Origin of the sequence: Maricaulis sp. (genome assembly GCF_048270265.1) — a bacterium.
Taxonomy (GTDB): domain Bacteria; phylum Pseudomonadota; class Alphaproteobacteria; order Caulobacterales; family Maricaulaceae; genus Maricaulis.
The window spans coordinates 330,802-356,862 of sequence record NZ_JBLWTD010000001.1 but is presented as its reverse complement, the minus strand read 5'-3'; the positions used below and the strand labels follow the sequence as shown (position 1 = coordinate 356,862).

The window sequence follows — 26,061 nt, the reverse complement described above, 5'->3', positions numbered from 1 at the left end:
ATCTTGCCCTTTGCCTTGCGGCCTTCAGCCAGGGCCAGCGGCCCGAGACGGCCCGGATTTCCGGCGCCTTCGATCAATTGATGGAAGGCGATGCGCCCGATGCGGCGATTGGCGGCTTCCTGATGGGGCTGGCAGCGCTGGGTGAACAACCCTCCGATATTGCCGCCGGCGCCCGCGTGCTGCGCGGCCGTATGGCGACGATCAGCGCGCCGGCAGGCGCCATTGATACCTGCGGCACCGGCGGTGATGGCAAGGGGGCCTATAATATCTCCACCGCGGCGGCCATCGTTGCGGCGGGCGCCGGCGCCATTGTCGCCAAACACGGCAATCGGGCCGCCTCCTCGCAATCGGGCTCGTCCGATGTGCTCGCCGAATTGGGCGTGAAGCTGGATTGCCCGCGCGAGGCCGTCGAGCGCTCGCTCACCGAGGCCGGGGTCGGCTTCCTGTTTGCACCGGCCCACCATAGCGCCGTGCGCCATGTCGCCAGTGCGCGCAAGAATCTCGGTGTGCGCACCATATTCAACCTGTTGGGGCCGCTGGCCAATCCGGCCGGCGTGAAGCGGCAATTGCTCGGCGTCTATGACAAGCGCTGGCTGGTGCCGATGGCCGAGGCGCTGCGCGATCTGGGCTGTGAGCATGCGCTGGTCATCTGCGGCCAGGACGGGATGGACGAGATTACCACCACGACCGGCACCGATGTCGCCGAATTGCGTGACGGCGAGATCACCACCTATGTCGTCACACCGGAAGATGCCGGCATCACGCGCGCCACGGAAGCCGATCTCAAGGGCGGTGATCCGGCCTATAACGCGGCCGCGATCCTGCGCCTGCTCGAGGGCGAGGCCGGGGCGTTTCGCGATATCGTCCTGCTCAATGCCGGCGCGGCGCTGATCCTGTCGGGCCAGGCCACGACGCTGGCCGAGGGTGCCAGACTGGCCGCCGCCGCAATCGATGACGGGCGCGCCCGCACCGCATTGGCGCGCATGGCCGCCATCTCGCGCGGCGAGGCCTGAGATGACATCTGTTCCGGACACGCTGGCGCGGATCGGTGCCTACAAGCTTGAGCATATCGCCGCCTGCAAGGCGGCCCTGCCCTATGCGGAGATCGCCGCCCACGCCGCCGATGCACCGCCGGTGCGCGGTTTTCTCGGCGCGCTTGAGACGGCGGCTGCCACCAATGGTCTCGGCCTGATCGCCGAGATCAAGAAGGCCAGCCCGTCCAAGGGGCTGATCCGGGCTGACTTTGATCCGCCCGCCCTCGCCCGCGCCTACCAGGACGGCGGCGCCACCTGTCTGTCCGTGCTTACCGACGGGCCGAGCTTTCAGGGCTCGGACCGTTTTCTCGTCGCCGCGCGCGCTGCGTGCGATCTGCCGGTGCTGCGCAAGGACTTCCTCTATGATCCCTACCAGGTCGCCGAGGCGCGCATGCTCGGCGCCGATGCCATCCTGGTGATTCTCGCCGCCGTCTCTGACGACACCGCCCGAGCCCTGATCGAGGAAGCGGCGCGCTGGTCGCTCGATGTGCTCGTAGAGGTGCATGATGCGGCGGAGATGGAGCGCGCGCTGGGGCTGAAGGCACCGCTGATCGGGGTGAATAACCGCAATCTGCGCACTTTCGAGACCTCCCTGGACACATTCGAGGCGCTGGTGCCCATGCTGGGCGATGCGGCCCTGGCCGTTGCCGAGAGCGGGATTTTCACCGCCGGCGATGCGGCGCACCTGCACGCGGCCGGCGCGCGCGCCCTGCTGGTCGGCGAGAGCCTGATGCGCCAGGAGGATGTCAGCGCCGCCACCCGCGCCCTCATGGCCTGGCAAAACCCCGCTTGACGCCTGACGGGAACCTTTGTAGAACAAACGCACACATTCCTGATTTGTTCTTTCGGTGCCTGGGCGCCGCTTTCATCAAAGGGGGCTGACTTGCTCACCCGTAAACAGCACGAGCTTCTGCTTCTGATCCATAACCGGATCAAGGACACCGGCGTCTCGCCCTCCTTCGACGAAATGAAAACCGAATTGCAGCTGGCCTCGAAATCGGGCGTTCACCGCCTGATCACGGCGCTGGAGGAGCGCGGCTTCATCCGCCGCCTCGCCCACCGGGCGCGGGCATTGGAAGTGCTCAAACTCCCCGAATCGGCCGCCGCCAGCATGAACGCGCCGGTCCAGGCCGATCCCGATGCCGATCTTGGCGCCAATGTCGTGCGCGCCAATTTCAAGCGCAATGCCGACGAGAATGCGCCGGAAGCCTCCGTCGAGATCCCGCTGCTCGGGCGCATCGCTGCCGGTGTACCGATCGCCGCCATCCAGCACGAGACCGACCGCCTCGCCTTCCCCGCCGACATGGTGCGCGGCGGCGAGCATTTCGCGCTCGAGGTCAATGGCGATTCGATGATCGAGGCCGGCATTATGGATGGTGATATCGTCCTGATCCGCCGCGGCCAGTCGGCCGATAATGGCGAGATTGTCGTCGCCCTGGTCGATGACGAGGAAGCCACGCTGAAACGCCTGCGCCGCAAGGGCGGTTCGATCGCCCTGGAAGCCGCCAATCCGGCCTATGAAACACGGATTTTCGGCCCCGATCGGGTCAAGGTCCAGGGCCGTCTGGTCGGGCTGATCCGCCGCTATCATTAGGGCGCGCGACGGAATGGCTGGCAGAGACCGGGCAGGACTGCCGGTTTGAATGCCAGCCTGGTTGCCGGGCCGAGACCTGAATTGATGACCCGTCCGGGAGCTTGCCCGGGCGGGTCTCCTTTCGTTTGGGCCCGGGTTCAATCGGCCCGGGGTTCGCTGTCCGAGGGCGGTTGGCCACGCCTCAACCACGGGCATGATCCCCGCGTCGCTCCCACGGCCGGTCGCTGCCGGGCACCGAGACGCTCTGCATCCGCACAATGACGCCATCGCGTGTCCAGATCAGCGTGCCGCCAGCCGCTGCCAGCCGGGCACGATCGAGCACATGCGCGCGGCAACGCCGTTCCAGCCAGTCCGGCAGATCGACCGTCAGAACCAGAAGATCGGCATGATCACAATCGGTGGCCCAGCCCCCGGCCCGGTCCAGCACCGCATAGCGCAGTCCGCCGCCCTCACCGCTGCAGCCCATATCGTCACAGCGCAGTTCAGCGCGCTCGACCAGGGTGCGGACGCCGCGCTGTTCCAGAAACACCGTCACCGCGAATCGCGAGCGCCGCCGCGTGCTGACCCGCCATCCGGCTGGATCAGCCCCGTCGCGGGCCACCACGACCCCGTCCTCCGAGACGAAGAGGTCCGGCGCCGGTGCGACGCTCCAGGCCGCCAGTGCCGCAAGGGCCAGCCCTGCCCCGGCCAGCCGGACCGGGCCGCGCCCGAGCAACACGCCCACGAACGCCGCCGCATAGAGCGGCAACACCCAGCCGGGCGCCGCGATGACCGGTTGCAGCGCTCCCGGCGCGCCGGCCACCCGGTCAGCGACCGCGAACATCACATCCAGGCCCCAGCCCATCACCATCAGCGGCGGCTGGTCGAGACCGAAGGGCATCAGGAACAGCGCCGCGACACCGGCCGGCATGACGATGAAGGTGAAGACCGGCATCGCCAGCAGATTGCCGGCGAGGCCAAAACCGGCGATGCGATGGAAATGGAAGGCGGCGAAGCCCGAGGTCGCGAAACCGGCGATCAGGCTGGTCAGGCTCAAACTCCCCAGCCCGGACAGCAGGCCGCGGCCGAAATCGAGCGGCGCGGCGGGCCGGCGGCGGCGATACCACAGATCGGCGCAGGCGATCAGCGCCGCCACGGCGGCAAAGGACATCTGGAACCCGGCCGCCCGCACCGCCTCCGGTTGCAGGGCGAGCACGAAGATCATCGCCAGCGCCAGGGTGTGCAGCGACAGCGCGCGCCGTCCCACCAGCAGGCCAGTCAGGACGGCCGCTGTCATCAGGAAGGCACGCTGGGTCGGGATCGCGCCGCCGGAGAGCAGGAAATAGCCCGCACCGGCCAGCAGCGCCCCGATTGCCGCCGGACCGGCCGCATCGAATCGGCGCGCCCAGGGCGTGATCGCCGCGAGACCGAAGCGCAGGATGAGGAAAACACCCCCGGCAAACAGGGCCATATGCATGCCGGAGATCGCCAGCACATGACCAAGCCCCGCCGCGCGCAGGGTTTCGCTCACCTCCGGGGTCAGGCCGGACCGGTCGCCCGTGAGCAGAGCCGCCGCCATGGCGCCATTGCGGCCGGGCAGCGCCTGGCGCAAATGTCCGGCGATCTGCCAGCGCCAGCGGGCAATGGCCCGGGCCGGCGCGTCCTGGACCAAGGCGGGCCCGGGCTCCAGCGCCGCGATCGCGAATCCGCTCCCGACAATGCCGGCGAAATAGGCATTGAAACGGAAATCATAGCTGCCGGGCACCGGCGCACGGCGCGGAGGTTCAATGATCGCCAATATGCTCACCGCATCGCCCGGCTGCAGGTCCGGATCCGAGGCCAGCACCCGCACCCGGCGGACCGGCTCACCGGGCTGTCGCGGCAGCCGAATCGACAGTCGCGCACGGCCCCGGCTATTGCGCTCCACCGCTTCCAGCCAGCCGGTGACCGGGGCGGGCCGGCCGAAGACGAGTTGCGGCGGCGGAGCGGCGACTGGTGCGTGGCTGCGAATCTGGGCCCGGCCGAGGCCTGCGGCAAAGGCCAGGACCGCGAGTGCCGCCAGGCCAAGCGCCGCGCCCCGCATCACAAAGCGCGCGGAGATCAGGGCTGTAACGGCCAGTACAGACAGGGCGATCGGCCACAGCGGCGATGGCTCCGCCGGCAATGAGAAATAGACCGCGCAACCGCTGGCAAAGCCCAGCGCGGCCAGGATCGCCGGGCGCCCCGCGAGGACAAACAGGGCTGGCCTGGCCGGGGGACCGGGCCGGTATCCGGGCTCGGGCTGACGCACCCGTCAAAATCCTCCCTGCCTAACCCCTATCGCCACCGACGATATTCATGCTAACAAACGATCTTCTTCTTGCAGCGCAGCATGATCTCGCAGGTGCAACACTTGAAATCCATGATCCGCACCCGATTTGCCCCCTCGCCGACGGGCTTCCTGCACATTGGCGGTGCCCGCACCGCCTTGTTCAACTGGTTGTTCGCGCGCCATCATGGCGGCCAGTTCCTCTTGCGTATCGAGGATACCGACCGCGCACGCTCAACCCAGCCGGCGATTGACGCCATCCAGGACGGCCTCGGCTGGCTTGGCCTGACCTGGGATGGCGATGTCGTTTCCCAATATAGCCGCGCCGACAGGCATGTCGAGATTGCACACCAAATGGTTGCGTCCGGTCATGCCTTCCGCTGCTACTGCACCGCCGATGAGACTGATGCCCTGCGCGCCGCCGCCTTCGAGGAAGGCCGGGCCCTGCGCTCGCCCTGGCGCGACCGTGACCCCGCCGATGCCCCCGAGGGCGCGCCCTACGTGGTGCGTTTCCGCGCCGGCGACGAGGACATGCTGATCGAGGACGCCGTCCAGGGCGATGTACGCTGGGCCGCCAAGGAATTCGACGATCTGGTGCTGCTGCGCACCGATATGAGCCCGACTTATAATCTCGCCGTCGTCGTCGACGATCACGATATGGAGATCACCCATATCATCCGCGGCGATGATCATCTGGTGAATGCCGGCCGCCAGGCCCAGATCTATGATGCCCTCGGCTGGGCACGACCCGTGTTCGCGCACATTCCGCTGATCCACGGCCCGGACGGGAAGAAACTGTCCAAACGCCATGGTGCGCTGGGTGCGGAATCCTATCGCGATATGGGCTATCTGCCCGAAGGCCTGCGCAATTATCTGCTGCGGCTGGGCTGGTCGCATGGCGACCAGGAATTCTTCACCGATGCCGAGGCGATTGCTGCCTTCGACATGGGCGGGCTCAACAAGTCCCCGTCCCGGCTCGACCTCGACAAGCTCTCGCACATCAATGCCCACCATATCGCGCGGGCCGATGACGAGCGTCTGAGCGGGCTGGTGATGCCTTTCCTGGCAAAGCTGGACGGACAGATCGATGACGAGGACCTGAAGGCCCGCCGCATAAGAAATGCGATGCCGGTGCTGAAAACCCGCGCCGCGACGCTGGAAGCCCTGGCAGAACAGGCCTATTTCCTTGTGAAAGCCCGCCCGTTCCTGCTCGAGGGCAAGCTCGCCAAGGCACTCAACGAGGACGCCCTCGAACGTCTTAACCGCCTTTTCACGCGTCTGGTTGAAACCGATGCCTGGACTGAAGAGACACTCACCGGCGTGCTCAAGCAATTCGCCGAATCCGAGAACGTCGGATTCGGCAAAGTCGGTCAGCCGCTCCGCGCGGTTCTGACCGGTGGGGCACCCGCCCCGGATCTCGCACTCGTCATGGCCTTCCTGGGCCGCGATGAAGTGCTGGATCGCATCAAGGACCAGATTTCACCGAGCTGAGACAGCCGGCGATCGCAGATGGGGAAGACATGATGGAAAGCAAGGCCAAACCAAACGGTTCCGCGACCCTCACCTATAATGGCAAGAGCGTCGAGTTTCCGATATTGAGTGGAGAGATCGGGCCGGATGTCATCGATATCCGCACGCTGTACCGCGAAACCGGCATGTTCACTTACGATCCCGGCTTCACCTCGACGGGAAGCTGCGAGAGCCAGATCACCTATATCGACGGCGACAAGGGCGTGCTGCTCTATCGCGGTTATCCGATCGAGCAACTGGCGCAGAAATCCTCCTTCGTCGAGGTCTGCTACCTGCTGCAACACGGTGAACTGCCGAGCCCTGCCGAACTGCAGCAATTCGACTGGACGATCCGGCGCCATTCCATGCTGCACGACCAGTTCGACCAGTTCTTCCGCGGTTTCCGCCGCGACGCACACCCGATGGCGATCATGGTCGGCACAGTCGGCGCCCTGTCGGCCTTCTATCACGACAGCACTGACGTCAATGATCCCCATGCGCGCACGATCGCCAGCCATCGCATGATCGCCAAGATGCCGACAATTGCGGCACGGGCGTTCAAATACGCGATCGGCCAGCCCTTCATCAGCCCGCGCAATGACATGGATTACGCAGCCAATTTCCTGCGCATGTGCTTTGCCGTTCCGGCCGAGGATTATGAAGGCAATGCCGTCATGGCCCGCGCGATGGACCGGATCTTCATCCTGCATGCCGATCACGAGCAGAACGCCTCGACCTCGACCGTCCGCCTGGCCGGCTCGTCGGGTGCCAACCCGTTTGCCTGTATCGCGGCCGGGATCGCCTCGCTCTGGGGCCCTGCGCATGGCGGTGCCAATGAAGCGGCACTCAACATGCTCACCGAGATCGGCTCCGTGGACCGCATTCCGGAATACATCGCCAAGGCCAAGGACAAGAATGATCCGTTCCGCCTGATGGGCTTCGGTCACCGCGTCTACAAGAATTACGATCCGCGTGCGACGGTGATGCGCGATACCTGTCACGAGGTTCTCGAGATTACCGGCCACGGCAATGACCCGCTGCTGCAGGTCGCGCTGGAACTCGAGCGCATCGCGCTGGAAGACCCGTATTTCGTCGAGAAGAAGCTCTATCCGAATATCGACTTCTATTCAGGCATCACCCTGCGGGCGATGGGCTTCCCGACCGAGATGTTCACCGTGCTGTTCGCCCTGGCGCGTACCGTCGGCTGGATAGCGCAATGGTCGGAAATGATCGAAGACCCGTCCCAGAAGATCGGCCGCCCGCGCCAGCTCTTCACCGGGGCCAAGCAGCGCGACTATGTCGATCTCAGCAAGCGCAGCTAGTCGATCACCGGCATGACATGAGAAAGGCCGCCCTCCGGGGCGGCCTTTTTTGTTGTCTCAAGAGGCAGTGTTGCAGGCTCAGGCGTCAGGCAGGTATTGCAGCACAACCTCGGCGGCCCGGTCACTCGCCCGGCCCTCGCCGCGCATATCGTCAGTCGCCTGTCGCAGGGCCTGACCAATCTCCAGCCGCCGCTGCGGCGCTTCCAGCAAGCCCTCCATCGAAGCGGAGAGCCGGCCGGCGGTACAGCGGGTCTGGACGTGTTCCAGCACCAGATTGGAATCCGAGGCCATGTTGACCAGCGTGGTATAGGGCGACTTCATCACATTGAGCAGGCGGATCAGCGCCCAGGTAATCCAGCCAAGACGGTAGGCGGCGACGGTCGGCACGCCGGTCGTGGCCAGTTCGGTGATCACGGTGCCCGAGGTCGCCAGGGCGAGGTCGACGGCCGCAAAGGCATCGCCCTTCTCCGCTTCCTCGACGATGATCAGATTGTCCGGCAGGCGTGTCTCGGCTGCCAGTTTCCCACGCACGACATCCTTGACCGGTTCGGCCAGCACGATCACCAGGCGCAGCGCCGGGCGATGCGCGAGGACACGCGCCAGCGCCCGAACCAGAACGTCATACATGCGCCGGATTTCCGACGGCCGGCTGCCGAACAGGACCAGCATGAGTTCGGCGTCTGACGGCAGCTCGTGACGGGCGCGAAAGGCAGCGCCATCACCGACCGGCATGCGCTCCAGGGTCGGATTGCCGACAAAGGTCACCGGCAGGCCGAACTCCGTGTAATAGGGCGCATCAAAGCTGACGATCGAGAGCAGGTGATCCACGGTCGCGGCCAGGGTCTTGGCGCGGCCTGGGCGGGTGGCGAAGACTTGCGGCCCGACATATTTGATCAGCTTGATCGACGGGTCCGCCGCTCGCACGCCCTGGGCAACGCGAAGCATGAAGCCCCAGCTGTCGATCAGCACGACGACATCGGGCTTGCGCTCGAGAATGTCAGCGACGGTCAGTGCCACGCGCTCCTTGACCCGGCGCCAGGCCAGCAGACCGTCAATCCAGCCGATAATGGCGAGACCATCGATATCCACGGCAGACGGGACACCTTCAGCGGCCATCGCGGCACCGCCGACGCCGGCAAAGGCGATGCTGTCGCCGCGCGCCTTGCGCAGGGAGCGGATCAGATCGGCCCCGAGCAGTTCACCGGAGCGTTCAGCGGCGACGAGATAGACCAGGGGCGGCGTTGTCATGGCTGCGCGTCCTCGACCACCAGAAACATGCCGGCGGCGTCCAGCGCCGCTATCACGGCCTCACGATTGACGATCAGCGCGCTGCCGGCCTCAAGGGCGATCCCGGCCAGTCCGGCGCGGTCGCAACGCGTCACGGTCTCCAGGCCGATGGTCGGCAGGTCGATCCGGCGTTCCTGTATCGGTTTGGGTGTCTTGGCCAGAACGCCGAGCCGCTTGTCGGGCGCGCCGCGCAGATGCGCGGGCAAGTCGGTGATGCGGTCAAGCATGCCGTTGGTGCCCTCCTGGGCCTCGACCGCGAGGACGACGCCGTGAGCGACAACCGCGGCCTGGCCGATATCGAGCTCACCCATATGGCGCGCCGTCAGCAGGGCCTTGGCGATATCGGCGCGGTCATTCTCGTTGGGGCCCGTCACCGTCAGCTGACCGGCCGCCGGCGCGAGCGATTTGAGCACATCATTGGCACCAATGACGGTCAGCCCGGCCTGTTCGAACTCGTCGATCACAACCCGCAGGATCGCGTCATCGCCCTTGCGGCCCGCGGCGAGCGCCTTGGGAACCAGCACGAGCCCGCGCGCATCCATCTGCAGGTCCTTGATATCGGGACGCTTCACATAGCCGGCAAAGCACAGCGCATCGCAGCCGGCATTCTTGAGCGCCTTCAGGATGCCACCGATCTGGCCGATCGACTTCTCGACGCTCTCGAAGCCTTCGAACGGATCCGTCCCGAAGCCCTTCACCCGCACGATAAAGGGATTCATCCCCGCCATGGCATGCGCGATCTCGACCGGCAGGTCACCGCCGCCGGCGATCAGCCCGAGCCGTGTCCATTTCGCCTGATCAGGCATTGGGCATAACAAGCGCCCGGTTCGAGGACGCGCGGATGAAGCCGATGATCTCCATCACATGTTCGTTGTCGGAATAGAGTTCGCTGGCGTCGGACAGGCGTTCCTGGAAGGTGCCCTCCTCCGCGAAGAGCAGCCGGTAGGCGGCGCGCAGATCCCGCAGCGCATCTCGCGGCATGCCGCGGCGCTTGAGACCGACAACATTCAGCCCGACGAGATGGGCATCATTGCCGTTGACCGAGCCATAGGGAATGACATCGGCCGCGACCTTGGTCATGGCGCCGATGAAGGCATGGCGGCCGACGCGGGTCTTCTGGACGACGCCCGAAAGCCCGCCAAAGATCACATGATCGCCAATCGAGGAGGAACCGGCGATCTGGGCGCCATTGGCCAGCACGACGCGATCACCGACAATACAGTCGTGGGCAATGTGGGAACCGGCCATGAAATAGCAGTCATTGCCCACCACGGTACGGGCCTTGTCGAAGGCAGTACCCGGATGCATCGTCACGCCTTCGCGCACGATATTGCGCTGTCCGACGATCAGCCAGGTTTCCTCGCCCTGGAATTTGAAGTCCTGCGGCGGGTGCCCCAGATGCACGCCCGGATACAGCACGCAATCCTCGCCGATCTCGGTAAAGCCGGCCACGGTCGCATGCGAGACGAGGCGGACGCGGTCGTGCAGCACCACGTTCGGGCCAACTATGCAGAAAGGTCCGATCTCGACGCCGGCGCCGATCTTGGCTTCCGGCGCGACAATCGCGGTCTCGTGAATGGTGGTTGCGGTCATCAGTGCTCAATCGCTTTCGCAGAAAATTCGGCCTGTACGGCCTTGTTGCCATCGGCGAAGCCCTCGCCGCGAAACTTGAATACGCCATGGCGCGCGGCCGTAACGACGACATTGAGCCGCAGGATCATGCCGGGCCGGACCGGATAGCGGAACTTGATCTTGTCAGCCCCCATGAAGAAGACCGTCGCATCGGCGTGCGTGGCGTTGAGGGTCTTGTACATCAACACGGCACCGGCCTGGCCCATGGCCTCGATCATCAATACGCCGGGCATCACCGGATTGCCGGGAAAATGTCCCGGAAAGAACGGTTCATTCGCCGTCACGGCCTTGATGCCGGTGATCGATGTGCCGGGGACGTAATCCTCGGCGGCATCAATCAGCAAAAACGGATAGCGGTGCGGCAGAAGCTTGAGGATTTCAGCATTTTCAATGCGCTCACTCACCGGCCTTACCCCCTGGCTTCGTCTTGCTACGTGCACGCACCAGGCGGCGCAGCTCGCCGATCTCGCGCATGTGCGACCGAATCGGTTGCGCCGGGGCCCCGGCATAGGTCTCACCGGCCGGCACATCGGCCATCACGGCGGAGTTGGCCCCGATCCGGGCTCCGGCTCCGATGACCACGTGATCGGCGACGCCGACCCGGCCACCGAACATGACACCGTTCTCGATCCGTGTACTGCCCGACACGCCGGCGAAGGCCGCCATCAGGCAGGCCTCGCCGAGCTGGGCATTGTGGGCGATATGACAGAGATTATCGATCTTGCAGCCCTTGCCGATACGCGTTTCGCCAAACACGCCGCGATCGATGGTCGAATTCGCGCCGATGGTCACATTGTCCTCGATCCGTACCGAACCGAGATGCGGGACGTCGATAACGCCGCCCGCTGATACTGCGACGCCGAAGCCCGCCTCGCCAATCACGGCACCCGCAAGAATATTGCAGGATTCACCGATATCGGTGCAGCTGACACTCACTTGCGCGCCAATGGATGTGAAACGGCCGATCCGGCAACCCGGTCCGATCGCCGCATTCGGGCCGATCCGGACACCTTCTCCGATCACCGCGCCGGCACCGATCACGGCACCGGGTGCAATCTGCGCGCTGTCATGGCACTCGGCTTCGGGGTGCAGGCGTACCTCACCGTCAAAGCCACGCACGGCAAACAAGCGTGTGCCAATGCGGGAGAAGGCCTGGCGCGGCGCCGGGTGCGACAGGACCAGGGCACCAAGGCCGCGGGCCTGATCCACCAGAGCGGGCGGCACAATCAGGAAAGCGTCGTTCAGAGCCCCCGGCGGCAGGGCCGCCAGCGCCTTGGGCGATTCGGCATAGCTGAGCTTGCCCGCCTGCGCCGCCTCGAGCGGTGCGACATCGCTGACCGCACGGGCGCCCAGTGCTGAATCAGAAATCGCCGCACCCGAAAGTGCGGCGATCTCCGTGATCGTGATCGGGCCAAGCCCCTGATAGAACCGCAGGTCTGCCACGGGCTCGTCCTGACTATTCTATTGTTGAGCGGCGGCCGGAGCACCTTCAGGCAACCGGACGCGATTGACCGGCACCGATGGCAGACGCTCGTTGAGCAGGGTGATCACCGAGTCGCTGATATCCACCGACGGGCTGGCGAAGACCAGATTGGCACGGTCAACCAGGATATCGATACCGCGCGCGGCAACGACTTCCTCGAGGATCGGGTTGAGAGCCTCATAGACCGGCTGCATGGCCTGGCGTTCGGTCTGGGCCAGCTCCTGCTCGCGACGGCGGCGCTCAAGTTCGAATTGTTGTGCCTGCTGGTTCAGCGCCTCGATGCGTTGCATCAGATCGGGACGCTGCTGGATCGCCTGCTGCGTCATGGACGCGGTTTCCGTGGTCAGCGCTTCGGTCTGCTGCTGGATCGGCTGGCCAATGGCGGTCAGCTCGGCCCGCACTTCCGCGCCAATCGCTTCGAGACGGGTCCGGATATGCTGACCGACAACGCTTTCACGCAGAACGCGTTGCTCGTTGATGACAGCGACATTCTGCTGGGCCATGGCCGGAGCGGCGAGCCCGGCCAGAAGGACCGGAAGAAGAAGGAAGAGTTTGAACGATTTCATTATTTAGAACCCTGTACGTGTACTGAAACGGAAGAACTCGGCTTTGTCGTAATCTTCACGCATGAAGGCTTGGGCAAAGTCGAAACGAACCGGACCAAAAGGTGAATCCCAGAAAATACTGACCCCGGCTGATGCACGAAGCGCCAGATCGTCGACGGTGAAGAGTTCACCGGTCACTTCATCGACCTGATCGCTGCTGTCCAGCAGACCCAGAGTACCAAATTCGGTGAACACGCTGCCGCGGACACCATATTGCTCAGGCAAGCCGAGCGGGAAATTGACTTCCAATGAACCGATTGCATAAAGCCTGCCACCGAGTGCGTCGCGGCGGATGAGCTCGCCGGTCGTCTCATCACGACTGACAACGCGCGGTCCGATACCGGCGACTTCAAAGCCGCGGAATGAGCTGCCGCCCTTGAAGAACCGGTCATTGATCCGGACAGAGTCACCACTCCACGGCAGAATAAAGCCGCTATTCATATTGAAGCTCGCGACGACATCGCCAAACAATCCCTTGAAGTAGGAACCGCTGAACTCCGACTGGACGTAACGAACATCGCCGCCAAATCCGGCGAAATCTTGACTGAACTGCAGACGGAAGCCGTTATGCGGTTCGATCGGGTCGTCCAGGCGTGACCAGTTGAGCGTATAGCCCAGCACCGAGGTGACCCGGCTGCCGGCCTGGTCGAGCAAGGCCTGCGAGGCGCTCGAATAGACCTGGACGTCATCGGTCCGCAGCGTATAGCGCAGCTGCAGATTGGCCTGTGCCGTAACCGGGAAGCCCAGACGCAGGCTGCCCCCGGTGGATGCCGTCTGGAAGGAGGCTTCGGACAGGAAGTCTGAATTGACCCGGAACAGGTCAAAGCCGGCCGCCAGATTGCGATCCAGGAAGCGCGGCTCCGTAAAGCGCACATCGATGGTTTCCCGTGTGCCACTGACGGACACCCGGAAGCGCAGGAACTGGCCACGGCCGCGCAGATTGCGTTCCGAGATCGACAGGTCGACCAGGAAGGAATCGGTCGAGGAGAAACCGGCACCGAAGGCGAGCTCGCCGGTCGGCTGTTCGGTCACCTGGACGCGGACGCGAGCCCGGTCAGGGGCCGAGCCCGGGGTTTCTTCCAGTTCCACGTCCTCGAAGAAGCCGAGACGGCGGATATTGTTGCGCGAACGGTCGACGAGCACCTGGTTGAAGGCGTCGCCCTCGACGATATCCAGCTCGCGGCGGACAATGCGGTCCAGTGTCCGGGTATTCCCGGAGATGTCGATGCGCTCGATATAGACGCGCGGGCCTTCATCGATCACGAACTCGACTTCGACCGTCTTGCTGTCGCGGTCACGCTGCGTGACCGGGCGCACATTGACGAAGGCGTAGCCGGAGGCACCGGCGGCGAAGGTCAGCGAGTCGATACTCTGCTCGATCAGTTCACCGCGGAAGACATCGCCTTCACGCACCGGCAGGAGAGCCGCGAGGAAGTCCTCGTTCAGATCCTCGATTTCGGTGCTGACCGAGACCGAGCCGAAATTATAGATCTCCCCCTCATCGAGGGTGATGGTGATGTAGAAGGATTCCTGGTCGGGCGTCAGTTCTGCGACGGCGGACAGGACCCGGAAATTGGCGAAGCCGCGGTTCTGGTAAAACTGGCGCAGAAGCTCGCGATCATATTCCAGACGGTCCGGATCGTAATTGTCGTTGGAACCGTAAAAGCGCCACCAACGCGATTCCTGAGTCACCAGCTCGCGGCGGAGCCGGTTGTCGGAAAAGGTTTCGTTGCCGATGAAGTTGATCCGGCGGACACCGGTGACCGGCCCCTCGGAGATTTCAAACACCAGATCGACGCGGTTTTGCGGTTGTTCGATGATCTTCGGCGTCACCGTCGCGGCGAAACGGCCGGAGCGGCGATAGACTTCGATGATCCGCTGGACATCCGACTGGACCCGCGCGCGGGTGAAGATGGCGCGCGGCTGGGCCTGGATCTCGTCGGTGATCTTGTCGTCATCAATGGCGCTGTTGCCCTCGAGAACGACCCGGTTGATGATCGGGTTTTCCTGCACGCGCACGATCACGATTTCCCCGCGATCCTCAATCTGGACATCGGAGAAGAGGCCGGTTGCGAACAGGGTCTGGATCGACAGATTGGTCAGGCGCTCGTCGGCGGGTCGCCCTGTCTGGATCAGCAGGTAGGAGAGCACGGTGTCGATCTCGACCCGCTGATTGCCGTCAACCAGGATCTGCCGGATCACCGGCGCCGGGGCCGCAGCTTCAACAACCGGTGCCGACTCGGCCGGAGCCGGTGGCTGCGCCACCGCGACCGTCGAGAAGCCAACCGTCATCAGAGTCGCAAAGAGCACGCGCAGAACACTTACCATTGAAAATCGCCGCTTGCTGGGCCCGGTCAGAAAATCTGGCCGAGCAGGTAATTCAGGTCATTCCAGGTCGCTACAAGCATCATCCCGAGGACAAGTGCAAGACCCACACGAAATCCGATCGCCTGCGCCTTCATACTCAAGGGACGCCGGGCAACCGCCTCATAGGCGTAATACACCAGATGCCCGCCGTCGAGGATCGGTATCGGCAAAAGATTAACTAAACCCAGTCCGACAGAGAGAAAACCGGCCAGATTGACGAGGTTTATGAACAGCAGGAACACGCTCTGCGCTGCATCTTCGCCGCGCTCGACGCTGGCCATTGCCGTCTGCCCCGCCGTCGTCGCGATTCCCACGGGACCGTTCAGCATGGTGGGCGGAGACCGTCCTGTGACCACGTAGCTGACATAACGCCCGGTCATCGACACTACGGTCCAGGTCTGGTTGACCCCGTAACTGATGGCCGTCAGCGGGTTGAAGCTCCGGTGCAGGGGCACGCCTGTCGACTGGATGCCGAGATGCGCAATCTGGCGTTCACCGCCATAGGGATCCTCGACCGTGGTCAGGGTCGCAGCCGCCTGCAGGGTCAGCGTCTCGCCATCGCGCTCGACCTGGAAAGTCAGCCGCTCGCCCGGGCGCCAGCTGACTTCACTGGTGATGTCGCGAAAGCGTGTCACGCGCTGGGCATTGATCGCCGTGATCCGGTCACCTTCCCGGAAGCCGGCCTGTTGCGCGCTTGAGTTTTCGGTAAAGCCACCAACGACCGGCTCGAGATAATTGACGCCCAGCGACAGCGCCAGCGCGGCGAAGATGGAGATGGCAAGAATGAAATTGGCGATAGGCCCAGCCGCCGTAATGAAGGCGCGCTGCCAGATCGGCTTGAAGTGATAGCACCGGTCTGCGTCCGCCCCCATGCGTCCGCGGATTTCCGCCAGCTTGGCCTCGTCCGGCTCGCTCGCCGCCCCGGCATCGCCGAGAAACTTGACATAGCCCCCCAATGGAAAGGCCGAGATGCGCCAGACCGTGCCCAGCTTGTCGCGCCAGGAGAAAAGCGTCGGGCCGAAACCCATCGAGAACGCCTCGGCATGGACACCACAGATGCGCCCGGCCCAGTAGTGGCCAAGCTCATGGATGACCACGACGATGGAAATCAGGAAGACGAAGGAGAAAATCGTCAGGAATCCGCTGCCAATCAGGCTCATGTCCGGGGTGTCCGCGCTGTGTGTGTTGAACGGGTTTCAATCAAGTTGCGTGCCAGTTCGCGCGCCCGCGCATCAATGGCATAGACATCGTCGAACGAACCCACATCCCGGGGCATGTCGGCGTCGACAAGGCTGCGCCCAAGAACCTCCTCAACGCTGCCCACGATGTCAAGGAAGCCGATCTCGCCAGCCAGAAAAGCCGCGACGGCAATTTCATTGGCCGCATTCATCACCGCCGGCGCGATGCCGCCTGCCCTGATGACGCTGCGTGCCAGCCGCAGGGCGGGGAAGCGCACATCATCGGGCGCCTCGAAATCGAGCCGCGCGAGCTCGCCCAGCCGCATGCGCGCGACCGGCGCCTGCATGCGGTCGGGCCAGGCCAGGGCGCTGGCGATCGGCGTGCGCATGTCCGGGGAGCCCAGCTGAGCCAGCACGCTGCCATCATTGTATTCCACCATGCCATGCACAATGGATTGCGGATGCACCACTACCTCGACCCGGTCGGGTGAAAGATCGAACAGCCAGCAGGCCTCGATGATCTCGAGCCCCTTGTTCATCATCGTGGCGCTGTCGATCGTGATCTTGGCGCCCATTTCCCAGGTCGGGTGCGCCAGCGCGTCTTCCCGCCGGGCGCTGCGCATCCGCTCCAGCGACCAGTCGCGGAACGGGCCGCCCGAGGCGGTCAATGTAATGGCGCGGATCGCGTCGCGGCGCTCGAAATCGAACACCTGGAACACTGCATTGTGCTCGGAATCGACCGGCAGGAGGCGCGTGCCGCACGCGGCAGCCTCGCGCATGAACAGCGCCCCGGCACACACCAGGCATTCCTTGTTTGCGAAGGCCAGGGCACGCCCCTGGCGCAAGGCCTCCAGCGTCGGTTTGAGACCGGCCGCACCGACAATCGCCGCCATCGTCCAGTCCGCAGGGCGGGCGGCAGCCTCGGCTACGGCCCCTGCCCCGACGCCGATCTCGATCTCAGGGTGAGCGGACAAGGCTTCGCGCAATGGCTCTGCTGCCTCCGGATCGGCGATCGCGACGAAACGGGCGCGGTGACGAATGGCCAGTTTGGCGAGGCCGGCGGCATTGCGGTTCGCGGTCAGTGCAACGACCTCAAAGCGGCCGGGTTCGGCCCGCTCGATCAGGTCCAGCGTTGCCAGCCCCACCGAGCCGGTCGCGCCGAGAACGGAAATGTGCCGCGCGCCGGTCATGGCGTCGCCCAGCCCAATGGCAGGAAACGCTCGGTGATGACGGCGATAATCACCGCCAGCATCAGCGCATCCACCCGGTCGAGCACGCCGCCATGGCCGGGAATGAGGGTGCCCGAATCCTTGACGTGAAAACCGCGTTTGAAGATCGACATCGCCAGATCACCTCCGACCGAAGCGGTCGCGACCACAAGGGCGAAAATCGCGACCGGCAGCTTGTCGAGCCCGAACATGACGCCCGCGCCCAGACCGGCGAGCAAGCCGGCTGCGAGGCCGGCGACAAAGCCGGACCAGGTCTTGTTGGGACTGGCCTGCGGCAAAAGCTTGGGGCCACCGGCCCAGGTCCCGACCAGATAGGCGAAACTGTCAGCCGCCCAGACAATGGCGAACAGCAGGACCACCGATTTCAGGCCATGATCAGGCTCGGCGCGCATTGCTGCAAGCAGGGCCGCAGCCAGCGAGACGTAGAGCACGCCAACCACCTCGATCGACCAGCCACGACGCCAGCGCTCAATAGCGCTGGCCAGCGTTCCGGCTGCGCCCCAGAACACGGCATCGCCGATCTCGGCCTGGCCTGCCAGCAACACGCTTCCCGAAGCGGTGGCGCAGGCGATCGCATAGGCCAGTGGCGGGGCGTCGGGATCCGACATCTGGATCCATTCCCAGGCCATTGCGGCAGCGAAGGCCGCGACCCAGGCGGTGAATGGAAGGTCGCCATAGCTCAAAAGGCCCAGGGCGAGTGGACCAAGCACAAGCGCTGACAGCAAACGCCGGCGAAAGGCCGGATCACGCCGCGCCGGCATCAAGGCCTCCATAGCGGCGTTCGCGCTGCTGGAAACACTCGATCGCGTCTGCCAGATGCTTCGGCTCGAAATCGGGCCACAACACATCCAGGAAAAGCAGTTCGGCATAGGCCGCCTGCCAGAGCAGGAAATTGGAGATGCGTTGTTCGCCACTCGTGCGGATCACCAGGTCGACATCCGGCAGCTCGGCGGTATCGAGCCGGGCTGCGAAGGCTGTGCTGTCGATGGCATCGGCTTCGATCTCGCCGGCCGCCACGGCCCGCGCCAGCTCACGGCTGGCCCGCACGATCTCGTCACGGCCACCATAATTGAAGGCGATGGTCAGGTGGAAATCCTGATTGTCCCGGGTGCCGTTTTCCGCGCGCTCGATGATGGAGCGAAGCTCGGTGCTCAGATCGTCCCGGCGACCGATGATACGGATGCGGACTCCGCGGCCCTTGAGGGTTTCAAGATCGGCCTCGACATAGCGGCGCAAGAGTTCGAACAGCGCCCCGACCTCGTCGGCCGGGCGGTTCCAGTTCTCGGTGGAAAAGCTGAACAGGGTGAGGTGACGCACCCCCATCTCGCCAGCGGCCTCGACGACACGCCGCACGGCCTCGACACCGCGCGCATGGCCAAATGCCCGCGGGCGACCCCGTGCCTTCGCCCAGCGGCCATTGCCATCCATGATGATGGCGACATGCCTGGGCCCCGGACTGAGAGCAGAGACGTCCTCGCTCATGGTCTCGCTCCGCCGTGCAGGCCGATCAAACCTGCATGATCTCTTCTTGCTTGGCCTTCAGGCTTTCATCGATGCGCTTGATCGCATCGTCGGTCAACTTTTGCACATCCTCGGCGAAGGACTTTTGCTCGTCTTCGGACAGCACGCCGTCCTTCTCAAGCTTCTTCAGACCGTCCATGCCGTCGCGACGCACATTGCGCACGGCAATGCGGGCCTGTTCGGCGTAATTGCCGGCCAGTTTGGCGATCTCGGCCCGGCGCTCTTCATTCAGCGGCGGAATGGGAATGCGCAGCATCTGGCCTTCCATGATCGGGTTGAGCCCGAGCGGGGAATTGCGGATCGCCTTGTCGACAGCCGGTGCCAGGGCACGATCCCAGACCGATACGGTGATCATGCGCGATTCCGGTACAGAGACGGTGGCCAGCTGCGTCAGCGGCGTGGGCGAACCATAGGCCTCGACCCGGATCGGCTCAAGCAGGCCGGCGCTGGCGCGCCCGGTCCGCAGGCCCGCGAATTCCTTGCGCAGGGATTCCACCGCACCGCTCATGCGGCGTTTCAGATCGTCCTCATCGTAATCGGTCGCGTCGCTCATGGCTCTGCCTTCTTTGAAGTTATTCGCTGGTCGCGGTTTCGGACCGGACCTTGCCGATCACGGTGCATACGCCCCGCCCGTGCAGCACATTCACCAGGCCGCCGGGCTGATGGATGTCAAAGACCACGATCGGGATCGCATTCTCCCGCATCAGCGAGACCGCCGAGGCGTCCATCACCTTCAGATCGCGCGACAGGACGTCGAGATAATCCAGCTGGTCATAGCGTTCGGCATCAGGATGGGTCTTCGGATCGGCGCTGTAGACACCGTCCACCTGGGTGCCCTTGAACAGGGCATCGCAACCCATTTCGGCCGCGCGCAGGGCGGCAGCCGTATCGGTTGTGAAATAGGGATTGCCGGTTCCGGCAGCAAAGATGACGACGCGGCCCTTCTCCATGTGCCGCATGGCGCGGCGCCGGATATAGGGTTCGCAAACGGTCGTCATTGGAATGGCGGACTGGACCCGCGTCTGGACGCCAATGCGTTCCAGAGAACTCTGCATCGCCAGCGCATTCATCACCGTGGCGAGCATGCCCATATAGTCAGCGGCGGTGCGGTCCATACCCTTGGCGGCGCCAGAGAGGCCGCGGAAGATATTGCCACCACCAATAACAAGGCAGACCTGCACGCCGGACGCGACAGCATCAGCGACCTGTCCGGAGATATGGCTGGCGGTTTCGAGATCGATACCGTTGGTACGGGCGCCCATCAGGGCTTCACCGGACACTTTGAGAAGCACGCGGCGGAAACGCGGCGTGGCTTCGGTGCGCTGAGGCGAGGATGAAGATGAATCGGTCACGAGCGCAGCATATACAAAGCGCCGGCGCTTGAAAGCGCCGGCGCTCCGTTATTCTCAGGCTTTACCAGTTGCAGCAGCGACTTCTGCAGCAAAGTCTTCCTCGGGACCCTTTTCCACGCCCTCACCGAGCGACATGCGCTCAAAGCCGGTGATTTCGATCGGGGTGCCGAGTTCAGCAGCAGCATCAGCCACCACTTTCTCGATCGTGCGGTCGGGATCCATCACGAAGACCTGCTTCATCAGCACGACTTCTTCGAAGAATTTCCGGATCCGGCCTTCGACCATTTTCTCGACGATGTTTTCCGGCTTGCCGGAAGCACGCGCCTGGGCAGCGAAGACTTCGCGTTCCTTGTCGACAATCGCGGCATCAACGCCGTCGACATCAACCGAGAGCGCCACAGCCGGGGCACCGGCTGCGATGTGCATCGCGATCTTGCGGCCGAGCTCGGCCAGCTTTTCAGCATCACCGGTCGACTTGAGACCGACGATCACGCCGAGCGCGCCCATGCCGTCGACGACGGAATTGTGCACATAGCTGGCGACAACGCCCGGATTGGCCGTGACCAGTGCAGCACGGCGCAGCGACATGTTTTCGCCGATCGTCGCGATCAGATTGGTCAGATGGTCGTCGACAGTCGTGCCGGACGCCATTTTCGCAGCCTTGATCGCAGCCACATCATCGCCGACCGACACGGCCAGCTTGGCAATTTCACCGGCCGTGCCCTGGAAGGCGGTGTTGCGGGCGACGAAGTCGGTCTCGGAATTGAGCTCGACAACAGCGCCGGTCGAACCGTCGGTCGCAACAGCAACCAGACCTTCCGCAGCGATGCGGTCAGCCTTCTTGGCGGCTTTCGACAGGCCGTTCTTGCGCAGCCAGTCCATGGAGGCTTCGAGATCGCCACCATTCTCGGTCAGCGCCTTCTTGCAATCCATCATGCCTACGCCGGTCTTCTCGCGCAGTTCCTTCACGAGAGCAGCAGTAATCGCAGCCATCGGTATCTCCTGAGTCTTGTGGTGTGATCGAAGCTTTAGGCTTCGGTCTTGTCAGATTCGGACGACGTGTCGGCGACAGCGTCGGTAGCAGCAGCAGCCTCAGGGGCGGCAGCTTCAACGACGGTCTCTTCGATCATCACTTCAACTGGCGCTTCGGCTTCACCGATATCGACGCCCATCGCCATCTGGCTGTCGGTCATGCCATCGAGGACGGCATCGGCAATCAGGTCGCAATACAGGGCAATCGCGCGGCTGGCATCGTCATTGCCCGGGATAGGCATGTCGATCAGGTCCGGATCGGAATTGCTGTCGAGGATGGCGATCACAGGAATGCCGAGCTTCTTGGCTTCCAGGATGGCAATCGCTTCCTTGTTGGTGTCGATCACGAACATCAGATCCGGCACGCCGCCCATGTCCTTGATACCGCCGAGGGACCGCTCGAGCTTGTCGCGCTCGCGGGTCAGCATCAGCTGTTCTTTCTTGGTCAGACCGCCGAGGCCGCCTTCGCTGTCGAACATGCTTTCCAGTTCACGCAGGCGTGCGATGGAGAAAGAGATGGTGCGCCAGTTGGTCAGCGTACCGCCGAGCCAGCGGTGATTGACGTAATACTGGGCGCAGCGCTTGGCGGCGAGCGCCAGAGGCTCGGAAGCCTGACGCTTGGTGCCGACGAACAGCACGCGGCCGCCCTTGGCTGCCGTATCGCGCACTTTCACCAGGGCCTGGTGCAGCAGCGGAACGGTTTGCGACAGATCGAGAATGTGAATGTTGGAACGGGCGCCGAAGATGTAATCTTTCATCTTCGGGTTCCAGCGGTGGGTCTGGTGACCAAAGTGACAGCCAGCTTCAAGAAGCTGACGCATGGAGAAATCAGGGAGTGCCATCGATAATATCCTTTTTCCGGTTGGCCTCCACGGAGCGGAGCCGCCCGACGTCGGACGGCACCGGAGCGAAAGATTTTGACACCTTCCGAGCTCCGCGTGCGGGATGGCGCGGCTTATACGTTTGAAGTGGTGCAATAGCAAGCGGTGCAACAGCTCAACACCACAGCCGGACCAGCCGCCTAGACCGTCTCGACCGAGGCGACGCCGGGAACCGCTTTCAGGGCCGCCTGCACGGCGGCATCGGCGCAGTGCCACCCGGCCAGTTTCAGCTCGACCTCACCGCCATCGCTGAGCGGCACCAGCAGCTGCACCACGGCCCGGCGCTTGGCCTCCGGACGGGTGTCGGCCCGCTCCATACGGGCCTGGATTCCGCTCAGGGCCTTGGCATCATCGAGACGGATCTTCAGACCGTCGGCGGAGTGTTGCAGATCAAGGGCCTCGAGCCGGTCGGCGAACAGGCTGATCTGCTCGTCACGGGAATCGACGCGGCAATTGACCAGCACCGGCGTGCCGGTCTCCAGCAGATCGCGCGAGGCCTGCAGCAATTCAGAGGCGAGGAAGACATCAAACTCACCGGTCGGGTCTGACAGGGTCAGCCAGGCGAAGCGCTCGCCATTCTTGTTGGAGACCCGTTCCTGACGCCGCCGCACCACACCGGCCATGCGCAGCGCCGTCGCCCCGTCGGCGACGCGAGCCGGCGCCTCGGCATGGAAGACCACGCCGCGGCTGGCCAGCTGCTCGCTGAGATCATCGAGCGGATGGCCGGAGAGATAGAAGCCGATCGCCGCGAGTTCCGCGTCCAGCCTCTGGGTGCCGGTCCAGGGTTCGCGTTCAATGATCACCGGCCGCGCCAGTGCCGCGTCGCTGTCGCCGCCGCCAAACAGGCTGGCCTGGGCGCTCTCGCGTTGTTCGGCCGCGTGCTGGGCCATGGAAATCAGTGTCTCGGCAGCTCCGAAGACGCGGGCCCGGTCAGGGTCAAGGCTGTCGAAGGCCCCGGCCCGCGCGAGGTTTTCAAACGTCCGCTTGTTGACGTCACGCGGATCAATGCGTTCGGCGAAATCATACAGGTCCTTGAAGGGACCATTGGCCGCCCGCTCCTCGACAATATGCTCCATCGCCGCGAAGCCGACATTGCGGATCGCGCCCAGCGCAAATCGGATCGCGCCATCCTCAACGGTGAAATCGGCATCGGAGGCATTCACATCCGGCGGCCGCACCTCGATCTTCATCCGGCGGATTTCCTGGAAGAAGGCGGAGAGCTTGTCGGTATTGGCGCGGTCAAGCGACATCAGCCCGGCCATGAACTCGACCGGGTAATTGGCCTTGAGATAGGCGGTGCGATAGGCGATCAGCGCATAAGCGGCGGCGTGGGACTTGTTGAAGCCGTACCCGGCGAATTCAGCGACCAGTTCGAAGATATAGCCGGCCTGGGTGCGATTGACGCCGCGCGCCTCGGCGCCTTCGAGGAAACGGGCCTTTTGCTTGTCCATTTCCTCCTTTTTCTTCTTGCCCATGGCGCGGCGCAGCAGATCGGCCTCACCAAGCGAATAGCCGGACAGGATCTGCGCGATCTGCATCACCTGTTCCTGGTAGATAATGACGCCGTAGGTCTCCTTGAGGACCCCCTCGAGATCGGGATGGAGGCAGTCGACCTCGGCGCGGCCGAACTTGCGGTCGACATAGACGTCGATATTTTTCATCGGGCCAGGGCGATACAGCGAGATCAGAGCGATCAGATCCTCGATCAGATCGGGCTTCATCTTTTTCAGCGTGTCGCGCATGCCGGTGGATTCCAGCTGGAACACGCCGATGGCATGGCCCGATGCGAGCAGTTCGAAAGTCGGGGCGTCGTCGAACTCGATATGTTCGAGATCAGGCACATCCTTGCCGGCCACAGCGACATATTGCAGGGCGCGGGCAATCACGGTCAGGGTTTTCAGGCCGAGAAAGTCGAACTTCACCAGGCCGGCCGGCTCGACCCATTTCATGTTGAACTGGGTCGCCGGAATGTCCGAGCGCGGGTCGCGATAGAGCGGCACCATTTCATGCAGCGGCCGGTCGCCGATCACGACACCGGCGGCATGGGTCGAAGCGTTGCGGAAGAAGCCTTCCAGCTTCAGCGCTACTTCCAGCAGCGCCGCCACGGCTGAGTCATTGCGCTGCATTTCCCGCAGCCGCGGCTCGAGATCGAGGGCCTGGCCGAGCGTGACCGGATTGGCCGGATTGGCGGGCACCATCTTGGCAAGCCGGTCGACCATGCCGAGCGGCATCTGCAGCACACGCCCGACATCGCGCACCACGGCGCGGGCCTGCAGGGTACCGAAGGTGATGATCTGCGCGACGCGGTCGGCGCCATAGCGCTCCTGCACATAGCGGATCACCTCGCCGCGCCGCTCCTGGCAGAAATCGACGTCGAAATCGGGCATCGAGACCCGTTCCGGGTTGAGGAAGCGTTCGAACAGCAGACCGAAGCGCAGGGGGTCCAGATCGGTAATTGTCAGCGAATAGGCGACCAGCGAGCCAGCACCGGACCCACGGCCTGGCCCGACGGGAATATCGTGCTGCTTCGCCCACTGGATGAAGTCCGAAACGATCAGGAAATAGCCGGGAAAACCCATCTCCTTGATGACGTTGAGCTCGAAATCGAGCCGGGCACGATAGTCTTCCTCGGGGGCAGCATCTGCACCCGCAGCGAGACGCGCGGTGAGGCCTTCATGGGCCCGCGCGGTGAGTTCATCACCCTCATCCCGGCCGGCCTCGGTGGGAAAGCTCGGCAGGATCGGCGCGTGGGTCCTGACCCGGAAGGCACAGCGCCGGGCAATCTCGATCGTATTGGCCAGCGCCTCAGGCAGATCGGCGAAGCGCGCATTCATCTCGTCCGGGCTGGAGAGGTAGTGCAGCGGTGTGACACGGCGGCGATCCGTGACCGAAACATAGGAGCTTTGGGAGATGCACAACAGCGCGTCATGCGCCTTGTGCATCGAGGCATCAGGGAAATAGGCCTCATTGGTCGCCACCAGCGGCAGCTCGCGCCGGTAGGCCTCCTCCACCAGCCAGGTCTCGGCCTCCAGCTCGTCGGCGAGGCCGTGACGTTGCAGCTCGACATAGAGCCGGTCGCCATAGGCCGCCTGCAAGCGGTCCAGCAAGGCAGCCGCCTCGGGTTTGCGGCCGGCGATGATCAGGCGGTTGAGCGCGCTGTCCGGACCGCCCGTCAGGGCGATCAGCCCCTCGGCATGAGCGAGAACACGTTCGAGCGGCACATGCGGCTCTTCCGTGCCATCGACATCGAGAAAGGCTGCGCTCGAAAGCGCCATCAGGTTCTGGTAGCCGGCCTCATTCTGGACCAGCAGCGCGATAGTGCCATCCGGGGCTGCGCGTTCACCGGGATGAGGCTCACCGAGACGGAGCGACAGCGTACAGCCGACAATCGGCTGCAAGCCGGCACCGGCGACATACTCGGAGAACTCGAGCGCGCCGTAGAGATTATTGGTGTCGGTGAGCGCGATCGCCGGCATATCCTGGGCGAGGCAGGCCTCGACCATTTTCGGGATGCGGATCGCCCCCTCAAGCAGGGAATAGGGCGAGCGAACGCGTAGATGCACAAAGGGCTGTTTCGTGCTCACGGCCGCCGCTCCCGTCAAACCATCCGGATACCGACAGACCCCTCGCCCGTCGAATCCCGAAGTCTAGCGCGATCAGGCTGCGCCGAGAACCGATCCCCACATGGTGATCATCCAGGCGAAGCCGAGAATGGCAGTCGCTGCCGAAATATCCTGAACCATACGAC

At 64.1% G+C, this 26,061-nt stretch carries 22 protein-coding genes; 5 read left to right on the top strand and 17 right to left on the bottom strand.

Annotated features, from left to right (window positions below; translation table 11 throughout):
* From trpD to lexA, 3 genes are all read left to right on the top strand, one after another.
* Positions 1-1,013, top strand: a 1,013-nt coding sequence (trpD, locus tag ACN0YF_RS01665) for an anthranilate phosphoribosyltransferase (RefSeq protein ID WP_417493079.1), incomplete at its 5' end; no start/stop codon positions are given.
* 1 nt (position 1,014) lies between these two features.
* Positions 1,015-1,827 carry an indole-3-glycerol phosphate synthase TrpC gene (gene trpC, locus ACN0YF_RS01660; RefSeq protein WP_417493078.1) on the top strand — a complete coding sequence of 271 codons (813 nt, stop codon included), beginning with the start codon at positions 1,015-1,017 and terminating at the stop codon, positions 1,825-1,827.
* 90 nt (positions 1,828-1,917) lie between these two features.
* A complete protein-coding gene (lexA, locus tag ACN0YF_RS01655) occupies positions 1,918-2,628 on the top strand; it encodes a transcriptional repressor LexA (protein WP_417493077.1) in 711 nt (236 codons plus the stop codon).
* 181 nt (positions 2,629-2,809) lie between these two features.
* Here the strand turns inward: lexA and ACN0YF_RS01650 are convergent, their stop codons facing one another.
* The gene (locus ACN0YF_RS01650; RefSeq protein WP_417493076.1) at positions 2,810-4,897 is read right to left on the bottom strand and encodes a ComEC/Rec2 family competence protein; all 2,088 of its coding nucleotides are present in this window, start codon (positions 4,895-4,897) and stop codon (positions 2,810-2,812) included.
* 81 nt (positions 4,898-4,978) lie between these two features.
* On the opposite strand from ACN0YF_RS01650, the gene gltX reads away from it, so the two are divergent.
* Together gltX and gltA are read left to right on the top strand one after the other, a co-directional pair.
* Positions 4,979-6,406 carry a glutamate--tRNA ligase gene (gene gltX / locus ACN0YF_RS01645; protein ID WP_417493075.1) on the top strand — a complete coding sequence of 476 codons (1,428 nt, stop codon included), beginning with the start codon at positions 4,979-4,981 and terminating at the stop codon, positions 6,404-6,406.
* Positions 6,407-6,438: 32 nt separating this feature from the next.
* Positions 6,439-7,746 (top strand): citrate synthase, encoded by a 1,308-nt coding sequence (gene gltA, locus ACN0YF_RS01640; RefSeq protein WP_417483386.1) that lies wholly within the window; start codon positions 6,439-6,441, stop codon positions 7,744-7,746.
* Between the two features lie 78 nt (positions 7,747-7,824).
* Here the strand turns inward: gltA and ACN0YF_RS01635 are convergent, their stop codons facing one another.
* From ACN0YF_RS01635 to dnaE, 16 genes are all read right to left on the bottom strand, one after another.
* Positions 7,825-8,994: a lipid-A-disaccharide synthase gene (locus ACN0YF_RS01635; protein ID WP_417493074.1), complete on the bottom strand. Its 1,170-nt coding sequence runs from the start codon at positions 8,992-8,994 to the stop codon at positions 7,825-7,827.
* Positions 8,991-9,839, bottom strand: coding sequence for an LpxI family protein (locus ACN0YF_RS01630; protein WP_417493073.1), 849 nt, complete (start codon positions 9,837-9,839; stop codon positions 8,991-8,993). The genes ACN0YF_RS01635 and ACN0YF_RS01630 overlap by 4 nt, the downstream gene beginning before the upstream one ends.
* Entirely contained in the window at positions 9,832-10,626 is a 795-nt protein-coding gene (lpxA, locus tag ACN0YF_RS01625) for an acyl-ACP--UDP-N-acetylglucosamine O-acyltransferase (protein ID WP_417493072.1), read from the bottom strand. The genes ACN0YF_RS01630 and lpxA overlap by 8 nt, the downstream gene beginning before the upstream one ends.
* Positions 10,626-11,069 carry a 3-hydroxyacyl-ACP dehydratase FabZ gene (fabZ, locus tag ACN0YF_RS01620; RefSeq protein WP_417493071.1) on the bottom strand — a complete coding sequence of 148 codons (444 nt, stop codon included), beginning with the start codon at positions 11,067-11,069 and terminating at the stop codon, positions 10,626-10,628. Before fabZ ends, lpxA begins: the two co-directional genes overlap by 1 nt.
* Positions 11,062-12,108 (bottom strand): UDP-3-O-(3-hydroxymyristoyl)glucosamine N-acyltransferase, encoded by a 1,047-nt coding sequence (gene lpxD, locus ACN0YF_RS01615; protein ID WP_417493070.1) that lies wholly within the window; start codon positions 12,106-12,108, stop codon positions 11,062-11,064. The genes fabZ and lpxD overlap by 8 nt, the downstream gene beginning before the upstream one ends.
* An 18-nt stretch (positions 12,109-12,126) precedes the next feature.
* Positions 12,127-12,714: an OmpH family outer membrane protein gene (locus ACN0YF_RS01610; RefSeq protein ID WP_417468110.1), complete on the bottom strand. Its 588-nt coding sequence runs from the start codon at positions 12,712-12,714 to the stop codon at positions 12,127-12,129.
* Between the two features lie 3 nt (positions 12,715-12,717).
* Complete coding sequence (gene bamA / locus ACN0YF_RS01605) at positions 12,718-15,081, bottom strand: outer membrane protein assembly factor BamA (RefSeq protein ID WP_417483375.1); 2,364 nt, start codon at positions 15,079-15,081, stop codon at positions 12,718-12,720.
* A 26-nt stretch (positions 15,082-15,107) separates the two neighbouring features.
* On the bottom strand, positions 15,108-16,280 hold the full coding sequence (gene rseP, locus ACN0YF_RS01600; protein ID WP_417493069.1) for an RIP metalloprotease RseP: 1,173 nt from the start codon (positions 16,278-16,280) through the stop codon (positions 15,108-15,110).
* Complete coding sequence (gene dxr, locus ACN0YF_RS01595; RefSeq protein ID WP_417493068.1) at positions 16,277-17,488, bottom strand: 1-deoxy-D-xylulose-5-phosphate reductoisomerase; 1,212 nt, start codon at positions 17,486-17,488, stop codon at positions 16,277-16,279. Before dxr ends, rseP begins: the two co-directional genes overlap by 4 nt.
* Entirely contained in the window at positions 17,485-18,288 is an 804-nt protein-coding gene (locus ACN0YF_RS01590; RefSeq protein WP_417493067.1) for a phosphatidate cytidylyltransferase, read from the bottom strand. The genes dxr and ACN0YF_RS01590 overlap by 4 nt, the downstream gene beginning before the upstream one ends.
* Positions 18,272-19,009 (bottom strand): isoprenyl transferase, encoded by a 738-nt coding sequence (locus tag ACN0YF_RS01585; RefSeq protein WP_417493066.1) that lies wholly within the window; start codon positions 19,007-19,009, stop codon positions 18,272-18,274. Before ACN0YF_RS01585 ends, ACN0YF_RS01590 begins: the two co-directional genes overlap by 17 nt.
* 25 nt (positions 19,010-19,034) lie before the next feature.
* The gene (gene frr / locus ACN0YF_RS01580; RefSeq protein WP_417483370.1) at positions 19,035-19,601 is read right to left on the bottom strand and encodes a ribosome recycling factor; all 567 of its coding nucleotides are present in this window, start codon (positions 19,599-19,601) and stop codon (positions 19,035-19,037) included.
* A gap of 19 nt (positions 19,602-19,620) precedes the next feature.
* On the bottom strand, positions 19,621-20,400 hold the full coding sequence (gene pyrH, locus ACN0YF_RS01575) for a UMP kinase (RefSeq protein WP_417483369.1): 780 nt from the start codon (positions 20,398-20,400) through the stop codon (positions 19,621-19,623).
* Between the two features lie 54 nt (positions 20,401-20,454).
* Entirely contained in the window at positions 20,455-21,393 is a 939-nt protein-coding gene (gene tsf, locus ACN0YF_RS01570; RefSeq protein ID WP_417493065.1) for a translation elongation factor Ts, read from the bottom strand.
* Between the two features lie 35 nt (positions 21,394-21,428).
* Positions 21,429-22,274: a 30S ribosomal protein S2 gene (gene rpsB, locus ACN0YF_RS01565; RefSeq protein WP_417493064.1), complete on the bottom strand. Its 846-nt coding sequence runs from the start codon at positions 22,272-22,274 to the stop codon at positions 21,429-21,431.
* 179 nt (positions 22,275-22,453) lie between these two features.
* Positions 22,454-25,897: a DNA polymerase III subunit alpha gene (gene dnaE / locus ACN0YF_RS01560; RefSeq protein WP_417493063.1), complete on the bottom strand. Its 3,444-nt coding sequence runs from the start codon at positions 25,895-25,897 to the stop codon at positions 22,454-22,456.
* Positions 25,898-26,061: the final 164 nt, after the last annotated feature.

Coding starts and splice junctions, on each gene's coding strand:
- trpC (WP_417493078.1), top strand. CDS start 1,015: ATGACATCTGTTCCGGACACGCTGGCGCGGATCGGTGCCTACAAGCTT.
- gltX (WP_417493075.1), top strand. CDS start 4,979: ATGATCTCGCAGGTGCAACACTTGAAATCCATGATCCGCACCCGATTT.
- gltA (WP_417483386.1), top strand. CDS start 6,439: ATGGAAAGCAAGGCCAAACCAAACGGTTCCGCGACCCTCACCTATAAT.
- ACN0YF_RS01635 (WP_417493074.1), bottom strand. CDS start 8,994: ATGACAACGCCGCCCCTGGTCTATCTCGTCGCCGCTGAACGCTCCGGT.
- ACN0YF_RS01630 (WP_417493073.1), bottom strand. CDS start 9,839: ATGCCTGATCAGGCGAAATGGACACGGCTCGGGCTGATCGCCGGCGGC.
- lpxA (WP_417493072.1), bottom strand. CDS start 10,626: ATGACCGCAACCACCATTCACGAGACCGCGATTGTCGCGCCGGAAGCC.
- ACN0YF_RS01610 (WP_417468110.1), bottom strand. CDS start 12,714: ATGAAATCGTTCAAACTCTTCCTTCTTCTTCCGGTCCTTCTGGCCGGG.
- bamA (WP_417483375.1), bottom strand. CDS start 15,081: ATGGTAAGTGTTCTGCGCGTGCTCTTTGCGACTCTGATGACGGTTGGC.
- rseP (WP_417493069.1), bottom strand. CDS start 16,280: ATGAGCCTGATTGGCAGCGGATTCCTGACGATTTTCTCCTTCGTCTTC.
- dxr (WP_417493068.1), bottom strand. CDS start 17,488: ATGACCGGCGCGCGGCACATTTCCGTTCTCGGCGCGACCGGCTCGGTG.
- ACN0YF_RS01590 (WP_417493067.1), bottom strand. CDS start 18,288: ATGCCGGCGCGGCGTGATCCGGCCTTTCGCCGGCGTTTGCTGTCAGCG.
- ACN0YF_RS01585 (WP_417493066.1), bottom strand. CDS start 19,009: ATGAGCGAGGACGTCTCTGCTCTCAGTCCGGGGCCCAGGCATGTCGCC.
- frr (WP_417483370.1), bottom strand. CDS start 19,601: ATGAGCGACGCGACCGATTACGATGAGGACGATCTGAAACGCCGCATG.
- tsf (WP_417493065.1), bottom strand. CDS start 21,393: ATGGCTGCGATTACTGCTGCTCTCGTGAAGGAACTGCGCGAGAAGACC.
- rpsB (WP_417493064.1), bottom strand. CDS start 22,274: ATGGCACTCCCTGATTTCTCCATGCGTCAGCTTCTTGAAGCTGGCTGT.